Origin of the sequence: Virgibacillus salexigens (assembly GCF_000723585.1) — a bacterium.
Lineage (GTDB): Bacteria > Bacillota > Bacilli > Bacillales > Amphibacillaceae > Virgibacillus > Virgibacillus salexigens.
This window is the reverse complement of the sequence record NZ_CCDP010000001.1, coordinates 768,281-779,966: the sequence shown is the minus strand read 5'-3', so window position 1 is coordinate 779,966 and position 11,686 is coordinate 768,281. Positions and strand designations below refer to the sequence as shown.

Genomic DNA, 11,686 nt, shown 5'->3' with positions numbered 1-11,686 from the left:
ACAAAATGTACTGTACCAATCCCCACGTATGTAAGATTGACAGCCTTGCCACTAACTTTTACTCCAATACACCGATCTCCTTATAGTACTTCTTTGCACCAGGATGCAAATTACCAACATTTTTTTCAACTGAATACTCGGCAGTAAAGTCGCTCATAACCGATGAAATATTCTCCCATTCGTCGCGATTTTCTACCATCATTTTCGTTAACTTATAGACGGCATCCTCACTCATCAAATCATTATTGGCTAGGAGAACTGTATAACCTGCAACTGTTTTTATTGGATCTGGCTGACTTGGGTAGGTATTTGGTTCGATTGTATATTCCAGATAACCTTCATTCTTTTCATGAAGCGATGAAATTACCTCATCACGAAGTGGAATAAACCGAAGTCCCATTGTTGTATCTAATTCTTGAAATGTGGATACTGGCGCAGCTAACATTCCTGTAATTGCATCAATATGACCATCACGCAAAAGATCAGCCCCATCAGCAGTTCCGACATATTCAACGCCGCCCAAATCGTCGTAACTCATATTAGACATTTCTAAAATATCCAATAATGCCAATTCTCCGCTATATCCTTTGATACCAGGACTGACAACTTTGCCCTTTAAATCTTCCACACTATATATATCCGAATCCTCTCGCACAGCAATATGAAAAACATTCGGGTAAAGTGTTGCTACTGTACTTACATTTTTTATTGGCTCATCAAATGCTCCTTTCCCATTCAATGCTTCAGGTACGGTTTGCCCATTGCTAAAACCTATATGAAACGTCCCTTGCCCAAGACCTAGTAAGTTGGATACCGAACCGCCTTCGACAATTGTAGTTGAGGATTCCGGAAACACGGAAGCCATTTTATCTGACATCGCACCTGATAATGTATACCAAAACCCACCTACTGTTGCCGAACCAAAGGATATTTCGCTAAGATCTTCTCCTGCATTTGAGTTTGACTTCGTGCTTCCAGTCTCTTCTGAGCAACCTATCAATACTCCCATAATCATTAAGAAGCTAATAACCATCCCAAACATTTTCTGCATAGATTTCCCTCCTAATTTTTTATTTCTGCTCTTTTCACTTTAAACGTCGGACCAGTTATCTGCTGTAAATCTTTTAAACTGATATCCGACAATAATTCAACCAGTTCTACACCATCGTTGGTAAACCCAAAAACCGCATGCTCTGTTACTAGCAAGTCTGCCTTAGCCACGCCACTACTAGGAAAGGTTAACTTTTCTACCAGCTTTGGTTCACCTGACTTCGACATATGTGTGGCTGCTATAATAATTTTTTTAGCACCTGCTACAAGATCCATTGCACCACCCACACCTAAAATTGTTTTACCTGGAACAGCCCAATTTGCGATTTCTCCGTATTGATCTACTTGAAGTGCACCTAAAACAGCAACATCCACATGCCCTCCTCGTATCATCGCAAAAGAGTCGGAGCTATCGAAAATGGAAGCACCAATATCCATCGTGACTGGCTTTTTACTTGCACTGATTAAATCCATATTTACTTCTTCTTCCTTCGGTGTAGGCCCCATTCCCAGGAGTCCATTCTCTGTCTGTAGAAATACTTTTTTATCCCCTAAGCAATCTGGAATTAAGGTTGGGATACCAACACCCAAATTAACAATTTCCCCTTCACTTAATTCACTAGCAACTCTATTTGCTATACGAATACGGTCCGATTGGCTCAACGTACACACCTCCCTTTTTCACATACTTGTTTAGGACAAGATAATCAATATACGCATGAGGGGTTACGATATCTAGTGGAGAAAGCTCCCCCGCTTCTACAATTTCATCTACTTCCGCAATAACCACCTTTCCCGCAGTTGCCATGGATGGATTGAAATTTCGCGCCGTATGGTCATAAATAAGATTACCTAATGTATCCGCTTTCAAAGCTTTGATTAAGGAAACATCTCCGTTTATTGATTTCTCCAACAAATATCTTTCCCCATCAATCACTTTCTCTTCTTTTCCTTCGGCAATTTTTGTTCCAACAGCTGTTTTTGTATAAAAACCTCCTATTCCTGCTCCCCCACATCGGATCGCCTCGGCTAGCGTACCTTGAGGAATAAGGTCAATTTCAAGTAACCCATCGTTCCAGGCCTTCACAGCATCTCGATTGGTTGTAAAGTAAGAACCTACTGCTTTTTTCAGGCAGCCAGACGTTAATAGTTTTCCCAATCCTTTGCCTACTTCCCCTAGGTTGTTACTTACGACGGTAAGATGTTGCTTTGAAGATGCTGCTATTTCATCAAGCAAGGTGAGAGGGGTTCCAGACATACCAAACCCACCTACAAGTAATGTATCGCCATCCTGAATGAGCTGCACGATTTCACGCTTGTTGATTACTTTATTCATTTATTCTCCTCCCTTAAAACGCTTGCAAAATTATTCCGTATATTGGAATAATCATTCCTTTTTTAGCTTGTTTAGATTTTAATCGAAATAATTAGAAAAATCAACCTATTTTTTAATAAAGTCTTCATACATTAAAAAAAAGGATGCTCCATAGAGCATCCTCCCTATTTGTTACTACTTTTTCCTGTTTGCGAGATCTTGTTCAGCAATTTTAATCATCCGCTTTACCATCTCGCCACCCACGGATCCATTCTCACGTGCGGTTGTATCGGCTCCGAGATCGACATTGTATTCATTAGCGATCTCATACTTTAAGGCATCGACAGCATTTTCCGCACTTGGCACTTCTAATTGATTACGATTATTATTGGCCATTTGAAAAACACTCCTAATGGGAAAGTAGTAGAACAAGTTTTCACCTGTTCCTTTTTTACTATGCGTGGTTACACTAAAAATACACCTGTTAAAAAATCACAGGAAAAGCTATCGAAATAAATTTAACTTACCAATCCTTTTTGCTGCTTCTTCTAATCTCTTTTCACTTGCCAATAAACCTACTCGGATATATCCTTCCCCAGCTTCACCAAATCCATTTCCTGGTGCAACAGCTACATGTGCTTCTTGTAATAAGCATTTAGCAAATGTTTCCGAAGTATACCCCTCAGGAACTGGCAGCCATGCGAAAAACGTTCCTTGTGGTGGTTCTACCCTCCAGCCTATTGCGTGCAAGCTATTGATTAAAGCATTTCTACGTCTTTCATATGTTTCCACGAGGTGGGTTACATCACGTTGATCACTAAGCAAAGCCTTTTGTGCTGCTTGTTGGATAGCCCCAAATAAACTGACATATAAATGATCCTGAATCAAATTCAGACTTTCTATTACCGATGCATTTCCCACTGCAAATCCCACGCGCCAGCCTGCCATATTATACGTTTTTGATAAGGTATACATTTCGACACCAATATCTTTCGCACCGGCTGATTGCAAAAAGCTTTGTGGCTTTTTACCATCATAGCCAATCGCACCATAAGCGAAATCATGAACAACACACAGACGATGCTTCTTTGCCATTTTTACCGTGTCGTCAAAAAAGGTTTGTGAAGCCATAGCTGAAGTTGGGTTATTCGGATAATTTAAAAACATAAGCTTTGCTTGGTTTTTTATATCATCAGGAATAGCCAGATAATCTGGCAAAAAGTTATTTTCTTTCTTTAATGGCATCATCGATGTTCGAGCATTGGCTAAGGCAATCCCAGAAAGGTAGTCAGGGTAGCCTGGATCGGGCAACAAGGCCAAATCACCAGGATTAAGTAAACATTGACTGATTTCTACGAGACCCGTCTTCGCTCCAAATAAAACAGCAACTTCAGATGCAGGGTCAATATCCACATCATACGTTTGTTTATAGAAATCAGCGATCGCCTGTTTTAAAAATGGTTGTCCTCTAAAAGGAGAATATTTGTGATGATCGGGATTTTCTGCTGCCACCTTTAATTCTTCTACAATATAATTAGGTGTAGACAAATCCGGATTTCCTTGTCCTAAGTTAATTACATCATGTCCCTCGTCGGTTAGCTTGTTCACTTTCTGTACAAGCTGTGCAAAAAATTGCTGTGGTAATCGGTTTAAACTATCTGAAAAAGCAAATTGCTGCACAACAATCATCCCCCATATCACATATTAATTATCAATAGTAGCTATTATCAAACAATTTGTAAAGTTCCTAATTGGGTAGTTTGACAGCAGAATAGACCAGTGCGATAATATTTTACAATTGGAAAATTACGGATCCATGAGCTGGAATACATTCAGTCATTTGAAGATAAACAGTGTAGTAGGCGCGGTTACTTCTTTGTTTTTCAACACCTAAAGAAGAGAGAGGGGAACACCGTTGGAAGAATTTCTTACGATACTTAAAGATATTATTTTACCGATATTTATTATTATGGGTATTGGCTTCTTCATGCAGAAAAAGTTTCATCTAAATTTACAAACCCTAGCCAAACTAAATATTTACTTTTTAGTCCCTGGATTTATCTTTGTTAAACTGTATAGTACACATTTCTCTGGCCAATTGCTCTTGCATATCGTTGCTTTTTTTATTGTTTATGTGCTCATTCTTTTCGTTATTGGCAGTTTAACTGGAAAATTACTCGGATTTGATAAAGGTAAATCGACCACTTTCTCAAATAGTGTGATGTTCTTTAATTCAGGAAACTATGGAGTACCAGTGAACGACTTGGTATTTAAGAGTGACCCACTCGCAATGTCAATTCAAGTAATTGTGCTTACATTACAGAATATTTTCTTGTTTTCTTACGGGATCTTTTCTCTACAATCCGTGAATATTGGGAAGATGCAAGCATTGCTGGGATATTTTAAAATGCCAGTTCTGTATGCGATGTTGGCAGGCGTTATCCTTAATATTACGCACGTGCCATTGCCTTCTTTTGTTTGGGTGCCTGCTAATTATATTGCTGATGCAATGATTGCGATTGCATTAATCACATTAGGTGCTCAAGTGGCACAACTGCGCTTAAGTGCAGGTTTATCATCGGTTTATTTTAGTTTAATCATACGTTTGATTATCGGACCAATTATCGCACTCGGAATCATTTACTTATTCCAAATGGAGGGCACTGCCGCACAAGCATTGTTTATCGCATCTGCTATGCCAACATCAGTAAATAGTTCCGTAATCGCGCAAGAATATAATAATTATCCAACATTTGCAGCACAAATTGTCCTATTCTCTACATTGTTCAGTACCATTACTGTTACTGCCGTCATCTACTTATCACGTATACTGTTTGGGTAAAGTAAATGAACCATTCGTGGGGACCACGGGTGGTTCATTTCGCAAGGGTATCGCATAGAGCTATCACCTTATGTTTGGCCTTGTGGCAAGTATTTTGTGAAATAAGCAGACAATACAAGTAAAAATATTGAAACAGCCCAGCTAATAATGCCCATAACATCAAACCAATAAGCAAGATAATTAACAAAGGCAGATACTAACAAGCACATCGGCGTAAGTACCGTCTTTATCCCTGTTACGCCCGCTTTCTTACGTTTCCTTATAATAACGATAGTTGCAATTATTATTACAAAAGGAATGATATTCCATAATAAATGAACTGCCATTTTTTCTCCTCCCTTATCTAGAGAAACAACTTCCCATAGTAGAACCAACGCACCATCTTTACCAATTATTTCTAAGATCCTGAAGAAACTCAAGCCTTTTTTACAAAGAGTTTAACTTCTTAGAAAGTTAATCGTCCTATTCACCAAATAGTCATTTCTTTTTTAGGAACATAGTTGTGTAATGCTTCACAATTTAGTAATCTTAAATCGAAAAATAGCTAGGAGGAGATCAAATGAAAAAACTAACCACTATATTTGTAGCAACAACTATTTTCCTATACATGGCACCCCCCGTTTTTGCACATACGCATTTGGCAAGCTCCAATCCAGAAGCAGGGGCTACGGTTACAGAACCAATGAAAGAGATGACATTATCTTTTGACACCGTTATTGAACAAACGGCTACATTAGAATTAGAAAACAGCAATGGAACATTGACCCAGGTTGACAATATTAGCATTAATGATGATGGAGAATTACATGCTGTGTTTGATCAAGCTTTAGAAAATGGAGAGTATACAGCAAGATGGGAGATTATTGGAGTAGATGGCCATCCAATGGAGGATTCGATTACATTTACTGTAGATGTAGAGGAATCTGTTGAAGAGGATACGGCTAATGAAGAAACAGCCCCTACAGAAGAAGACGCAGCAGAAACAGATGAAGATAATACAGTTTCACCTGCCAATGAAACTGAAAGCAACCAAGCAGAACAAGATAATTCAAACGTGATATTAATTGCTATTCTTGTTGTTGCAATCATTGCAATCATTGTAATAGTACGATTGAAAAGGAAAAAATAAGACATGTTCTTTCTAACCATCATAAGTGAAACACTGCTTTACCTTTGTTTTTCCCTTTTAATAGGGGCATATATATTTGCGATTATACCAACTAATCGCAAGCCAGCCATTTATATTTCTTCAACCATTAAACTTCTGGCTGTTTTGGGAATTACGATTTTATCATTTATCCCATTGATTCAAATTATCACCCATTTGTCACAGGCATATGGCTTTGGCTCAGCCGCACAGACAGTTCTATTATCATTTAAAATAGGTAACGCTTGGCTTTTTACGTTCATCCTTAGTATTGTTCTTGGATTTTATATTACCTTAACCGATGATAATCAAGATAAAAAGACAGCTTGGGGAGGTCTTGCGCTTGTTGTGTTCCTTGCAATTGGTGTTGCATGGAGCAGCCATGCAGGTTCGGTCGAAGGTATATATGGTGTGTTTATTCATGCTATGCACTTTATCGCTGTTATTATTTGGGTAGGCTGCTTACTGCTTGTAAGCTGGTTCGCCAAGGATCTTCACAATTGGAATCGTTTTTTAACATGGTTTCACCCAACAGCTATCGCCTGCTTTCTGTTCATTATGATAAGTGGCTTGTTGTTAATGAATGCCATAATTAATTTCCAACAGTATACTGATTCCTATTTGGTATCCTATGGTCAAAGTTTACTAATCAAGCATCTATTTATCTTACCACTATTTATTTACGCTTTTATCAATGGCTATTGGATGAAGAAAAAACTAACAACAGATTCTACATTTAACCCGAAGCCGTGGGTACGTGCAGAATTTCTCATAATTTTATTAATCTTTATCGTTACTGGCGTAATGAATGAACAATCACCCCCATTCCAGATCGAGAACTTAATCCAAAGTAGCGGATATGCTCCGATTTTAGAAATGTTTTACCATGGACCAATTGATGGTAATCAGGTAACACTCATGTGGAATAGTTCCACTATTTTCTTCGCTGTCATCGCACTATGTCTTACTATCAGCATGTATGTGTTCAAGACAAAAATGTCAGCAACATTGTCATTTATGCTCGCCTTATGTTTGGTACTAACGACGTATATTACGTTTATTCAAAGTATTATTATCATCTAATATTCGGCTGTCGGGCAATAGGATTCGACAGCCGAAAGTTCTCTAATGACGAGCCTTAGCTCATAGTAAATCCGTCATAATATTTAGCTGCAACATCATGACATATTTGTGTGTACGCTTCAAATCCACCAAGATAAATTAAAAAAGATCGTGGCTTTCCCGGAATATTAGCTCCTGTGTACCAAGAATCGGTTTTAGGGAACAATGTTTTATCGGCTATTTCTCTTGAATGCTTGCTCCACATTTTTTCCGCTGAAGGATTTGCTTCCACCGTTGTTTTCCCATGCTTTTGCATATATTCTAAGCAACCAGCGATCCACTCCACATGCTGTTCAATTGCTGTCGGCATATTCACTAAGACAGATGGGCTTTCTGGTCCAGTAATCATGAAGAAATTTGGGAAATCAGCTGTTGCCAATCCTAAGTAGGTACGTACCTGGCCTCCATCTTCCCATTTTTCCTTTAAGGCAACCCCTTTTCTTCCACGAATATCGATTTTAAATAAGGATCCAGTCATCCCATCAAATCCTGTCGCAAAAACAATTACATCAAGTGGGAAATCAGAACTGGTTGTACGAATTCCTTTAGATGTAATTTCAGCAATTGGATCTTCATTAACATCTGCAAGGGTTACGTTATCTCGATTAAACGTCTGGTAATAATGGTCATCTAAGTTCGGTCGCTTCGTTCCATAATAATGGTCTGGCTGTAGTTTCTTAGCTGTCTCAGGGTCTTCCACAATCTGTTCGATCTTTTGTCGAATGAAGGATGCCGCTGTTTCGTTGGAAGCCTCATTACTTGTTAAATCCTTATAAACCAACGGAAACGAGAAACCTCCCTCTTGCCAAGCCTCTTCATAGACCCGTTGCCTTTCTTCTGGGTCATCCTTTAATGCCGAATGTCTACTGACTTTTGTTAGTACGCCATTGATTGATTCTGGTAATTCTCGCTTAATTTGATGATAGTTCGCTTTTGCTTCCTTAATTATTTCTGGATCTAATGGATGATTTTTCGCTGGGACTGTATATTGTGGGGTACGTTGAAACACAGTTAAATGATCTGCTTCTTTAGCAATAACCGGGATCGCCTGTATGCCACTGGATCCAGTTCCAATTACACCAACACGTTTGCCCGTAAAATCTACGTTTTCATGCGGCCAATTTCCTGTATGATACCATGCTCCCTTAAAGTGTTCTAATCCTTTAAAGTTTGGAACATTCTTCGTTGATAAACAGCCTGCACCTGAGATGAAAAAGGTTGTTGTCACATGGGAGTCATCGTCTGTATAAATATGCCAAAGCTGCTGCTCCTCATTATAATGAGCTGCTGTTACCCTTGTATTAAACTGAATACCTTTTCGTAAATTGAACTTATCTGCTACATAGTTTAAATAGTGAAGTATCTCTTCCTGCTGTGGAAACCGGTCTGTCCACGTCCATTCTTTATACAACTCTTTAGAGAAGGTGTAGTTATAATACATGCTTTCCGAATCACAGCGCGCACCTGGATATCGATTCCAATACCAAACACCCCCAACATCAGCTCCTGCTTCATACACTTGTGTGCGATACCCTGCTTTACGTAAGCGATGAAGCATATATAACCCTGAAAATCCTGCACCAATGACAATCGCATCAAAGTCAGGGGTTAAGTGATCTCGTTGTTTATCTTTCATGATTTTCCACCTCACATTCATAATAAATTTATATTTCATGCACTGTCATATTGATATACCCGAAATAAGCTAATTTTATCCTTCTTGCATTTTATCTCTTTCACTTCACAGATTCATGCATTAGGGAAAACAAGCTAACTCCTTAATCCTACGCTTTCATCAGCAGTTAAGATATTCGAGTTGAGAAGGTGTTTTATGTGGCGATTCTTTTGAAAAAAAGGGGCCCCTTCCACTTACCTTCTATTTTCTTTCAATAACCCCCTACAGACTGTCTAAAAATCACTCGACAGCTCACTTTATTTATTACAACTAGAATGATTTACTTTGCTACTTATTAAAATGTCTAACTTTTGGCGAATATCCAAGGTTTGCACAAGGGGACTCGTGCTTTCGAACAGGGAGTGGGCTGTACTCTTGGAGGCAAGAAAAAAAGCTTGTAGAAAAACAAGGATTTTCTCTACAAGCTTAGAAGTGCTAATCTCTGTTATGCCCACCACATCTGAGCAGGGGCCTCTTTGATATTTACATCTTTTAAATTCTTTACAGCTGCTTGGAATCCTTCATCAACCGACATGATTGGATCTTCATGTTCAATGCTAATAACATAATCATAGCCATACGTACGTAGCGCACTCACAATATCCGACCATTCTTTTTCACTATGCCCATAGCCGACAGAGCGGAACGTCCAAGCGCGACTTTGCACGCTGCTATATGGCTGCATATCTGTTAGACCGTACATGTTTACATTTTCTTGATCAATGTACGTATCTTTTGCATGGAAGTGGTGAATGGCGTTTTGTTTACCAAGAATTTTGATCGCCGCAACTGGATCAATCCCTTGCCACCATAAATGACTTGGGTCTAAGTTAGCACCAATTGCATCGTTCGTTGCTTCACGTAATTTCAACATCGTATATGGTGTATGGACGAGGAATCCTGCATGTAATTCCAAGCCTATCTTTACCCCATGATCTTTTGCAAACTGGCCCTGTTCCTTCCAATAAGGAATTAACTTGTTCTCCCACTGCCAATCAAGAATGTCTGAATATTCAGTGGGCCATGGGGTAACCGGCCAGTTCGGGTATTTAGATTGCTCGTTGGAACCAGGTGTACCAGAAAATGTATTAACGACTGGTACATTCATTAATTCTGCTAATTTCACCGTTTTAACAAACGCCTCATGAGAAGATTCAGCATGTGCTTGGTTTGGTGAAACTGGGTTGTCATGGCAACTAAATGCACTAATCGTCAACCCCCGCGAATGGATTTTATCTAAATATATTTTCCGCTTCTCTTCACTAGCTAATAATTCATCGACGTTACAATGAGCTGTACCTGGGTTTCCGCCCGTGCCAATTTCCACCGCATCTAATCCAGACGCTTGCACATAATCGAGCATATCCTCAAAAGATTTTTCTCCGAATAAAACAGTAAATACGCCTAATTTCATCTTTTACTCCACCTTTCTATACATATGACCAATCAGAAACAGGCCGATGAGGCTGCTGCCCTCTTCCCCTATAAACACTATTACTTCAGCTTCACACTGCTACCCGTGTCACTGCTTTGATAAATGGCATCAATGATTTTGGTAACTTTTAAGGCTTGTTCTGGCTTCACGACTAATTCGTCTTGACCCAAGCAGCTATCTACAAAGTTCTCAGCCTGAATATAGCCAGCGTTTGTTTCATTATGCTCTACTTTTGCATCGCTGCGCATAAAAGTACCAAGCTTTGGTTGATACAATTCAAACGGATAGAGACTCAACCCACCATCGACACCGGAAATACTCAAATGTCTCGTATCTTCCTTAATGTTGGCTGCCCAAGAGCATTCCATTTGCATGGAAATCCCGTTGTCAAACGTAATATAGCTAGTTACATGATCATCCACTTCGAACGTTGCATGATCGAATGTGCCCCAATCATTGATTTGGTTTGGCAGCTTGCTTAGCCGATTGTACGTTGTTCCCAACACTTCCACCGGTTCAGGATCGCCTAACAGCCAAATCGCTAAATCTAGAAGGTGACAACCATAGTCAATCAAGCTGCCTCCACCTTGTAATTCTTTATTAGTAAAGACCCCCCAGCCGGGAACTTTTCTTCTGCGTAACGCCTGCACTCGAGTTACAAGCGGCTCACCAATTTCCTGATGCAGAACAGCTTGTTTTGCAAGCTTTGCATTATCGGTATGTCGATAATGGTAAGCAATTGCCAACTGCTTGCCAGATTGCTTCGCTGCCGATATCATACGCTCACATTCTTCCGTCGTCATCGCCATTGGCTTTTCACATAAGACATGAACACCAGCTTCTAATGCTGCTACTGTAATTTCTGCATGGAATTTATTTGGTGTACAAATTACCACCGCATTTACATGCACAAATAAATCATGATATTGAACAAATGTACGTGGGATGTCATATTTTGCAGCTACTTCTTTGGCGCGATCTTGATTCACATCCTGCACTGCTATGATTTCCACTCGATCTTCTAACGCTTGGAAAGCTGGAATATGCCTGCTCTGAGCAATCCCACCGACTCCAATTATTCCTACTTTTAATTTATCCAT

The 11,686-nt window shown here is 39.4% G+C and carries 12 protein-coding genes; 3 read left to right on the top strand and 9 right to left on the bottom strand.

Translation table 11 applies throughout. The annotated features are described in order from the left end of the window. Nucleotides 1-58: 58 nt before the first annotated feature. The 5 genes from BN990_RS03625 to BN990_RS03605 form a co-directional block, all read right to left on the bottom strand. Entirely contained in the window at nucleotides 59-1,051 is a 993-nt protein-coding gene (locus tag BN990_RS03625; RefSeq protein WP_038242463.1) for a TAXI family TRAP transporter solute-binding subunit, read from the bottom strand. An 11-nt stretch (nucleotides 1,052-1,062) separates the two neighbouring features. Next, nucleotides 1,063-1,713, bottom strand: a complete 651-nt coding sequence (locus BN990_RS03620; RefSeq protein ID WP_038242462.1) for a 3-oxoacid CoA-transferase subunit B — start codon at nucleotides 1,711-1,713, stop codon at nucleotides 1,063-1,065. Then, the gene (locus BN990_RS03615; RefSeq protein ID WP_021289638.1) at nucleotides 1,679-2,386 is read right to left on the bottom strand and encodes a CoA transferase subunit A; all 708 of its coding nucleotides are present in this window, start codon (nucleotides 2,384-2,386) and stop codon (nucleotides 1,679-1,681) included. Before BN990_RS03615 ends, BN990_RS03620 begins: the two co-directional genes overlap by 35 nt. A gap of 174 nt (nucleotides 2,387-2,560) precedes the next feature. Further along, nucleotides 2,561-2,761, bottom strand: a complete 201-nt coding sequence (locus tag BN990_RS03610) for an alpha/beta-type small acid-soluble spore protein (RefSeq protein ID WP_021289639.1) — start codon at nucleotides 2,759-2,761, stop codon at nucleotides 2,561-2,563. Nucleotides 2,762-2,869: 108 nt separating this feature from the next. Continuing rightward, the gene (locus BN990_RS03605; RefSeq protein ID WP_038242460.1) at nucleotides 2,870-4,045 is read right to left on the bottom strand and encodes a pyridoxal phosphate-dependent aminotransferase; all 1,176 of its coding nucleotides are present in this window, start codon (nucleotides 4,043-4,045) and stop codon (nucleotides 2,870-2,872) included. Between the two features lie 235 nt (nucleotides 4,046-4,280). Between BN990_RS03605 and BN990_RS03600 the strand changes: the two genes are divergently transcribed. After that, a complete protein-coding gene (locus BN990_RS03600) occupies nucleotides 4,281-5,207 on the top strand; it encodes an AEC family transporter (protein ID WP_038242458.1) in 927 nt (308 codons plus the stop codon). Between the two features lie 68 nt (nucleotides 5,208-5,275). Here BN990_RS03600 and BN990_RS03595 read toward each other — a convergent pair whose 3' ends face one another. Further along, nucleotides 5,276-5,533: a hypothetical protein gene (locus BN990_RS03595; RefSeq protein WP_038242455.1), complete on the bottom strand. Its 258-nt coding sequence runs from the start codon at nucleotides 5,531-5,533 to the stop codon at nucleotides 5,276-5,278. 233 nt (nucleotides 5,534-5,766) lie between these two features. On the opposite strand from BN990_RS03595, the gene BN990_RS03590 reads away from it, so the two are divergent. Further along, complete coding sequence (locus BN990_RS03590) at nucleotides 5,767-6,336, top strand: copper resistance CopC family protein (RefSeq protein ID WP_038242453.1); 570 nt, start codon at nucleotides 5,767-5,769, stop codon at nucleotides 6,334-6,336. Between the two features lie 3 nt (nucleotides 6,337-6,339). Continuing rightward, nucleotides 6,340-7,437 carry a copper resistance D family protein gene (locus BN990_RS03585; RefSeq protein WP_021289644.1) on the top strand — a complete coding sequence of 366 codons (1,098 nt, stop codon included), beginning with the start codon at nucleotides 6,340-6,342 and terminating at the stop codon, nucleotides 7,435-7,437. Between the two features lie 55 nt (nucleotides 7,438-7,492). Here BN990_RS03585 and BN990_RS03580 read toward each other — a convergent pair whose 3' ends face one another. The 3 genes from BN990_RS03580 to BN990_RS03570 form a co-directional block, all read right to left on the bottom strand. Further along, nucleotides 7,493-9,112, bottom strand: coding sequence for a flavin-containing monooxygenase (locus BN990_RS03580; RefSeq protein WP_038242450.1), 1,620 nt, complete (start codon nucleotides 9,110-9,112; stop codon nucleotides 7,493-7,495). A gap of 484 nt (nucleotides 9,113-9,596) precedes the next feature. Then, complete coding sequence (locus BN990_RS03575; RefSeq protein WP_038242447.1) at nucleotides 9,597-10,565, bottom strand: sugar phosphate isomerase/epimerase family protein; 969 nt, start codon at nucleotides 10,563-10,565, stop codon at nucleotides 9,597-9,599. A gap of 80 nt (nucleotides 10,566-10,645) precedes the next feature. After that, entirely contained in the window at nucleotides 10,646-11,686 is a 1,041-nt protein-coding gene (locus BN990_RS03570; RefSeq protein ID WP_038242445.1) for a Gfo/Idh/MocA family protein, read from the bottom strand.

What these genes read in the sequence shown, in the direction of transcription:
- BN990_RS03595 (WP_038242455.1), bottom strand. Translation starts at nt 5,533, where the DNA reads ATGGCAGTTCATTTATTATGGAATATCATTCCTTTTGTAATAATAATT.
- BN990_RS03575 (WP_038242447.1), bottom strand. Translation starts at nt 10,565, where the DNA reads ATGAAATTAGGCGTATTTACTGTTTTATTCGGAGAAAAATCTTTTGAG.
- BN990_RS03625 (WP_038242463.1), bottom strand. Translation starts at nt 1,051, where the DNA reads ATGCAGAAAATGTTTGGGATGGTTATTAGCTTCTTAATGATTATGGGA.
- BN990_RS03585 (WP_021289644.1), top strand. Translation starts at nt 6,340, where the DNA reads ATGTTCTTTCTAACCATCATAAGTGAAACACTGCTTTACCTTTGTTTT.
- BN990_RS03570 (WP_038242445.1), bottom strand. Translation starts at nt 11,686, where the DNA reads ATGGATAAATTAAAAGTAGGAATAATTGGAGTCGGTGGGATTGCTCAG.
- BN990_RS03590 (WP_038242453.1), top strand. Translation starts at nt 5,767, where the DNA reads ATGAAAAAACTAACCACTATATTTGTAGCAACAACTATTTTCCTATAC.
- BN990_RS03615 (WP_021289638.1), bottom strand. Translation starts at nt 2,386, where the DNA reads ATGAATAAAGTAATCAACAAGCGTGAAATCGTGCAGCTCATTCAGGAT.
- BN990_RS03580 (WP_038242450.1), bottom strand. Translation starts at nt 9,112, where the DNA reads ATGAAAGATAAACAACGAGATCACTTAACCCCTGACTTTGATGCGATT.
- BN990_RS03610 (WP_021289639.1), bottom strand. Translation starts at nt 2,761, where the DNA reads ATGGCCAATAATAATCGTAATCAATTAGAAGTGCCAAGTGCGGAAAAT.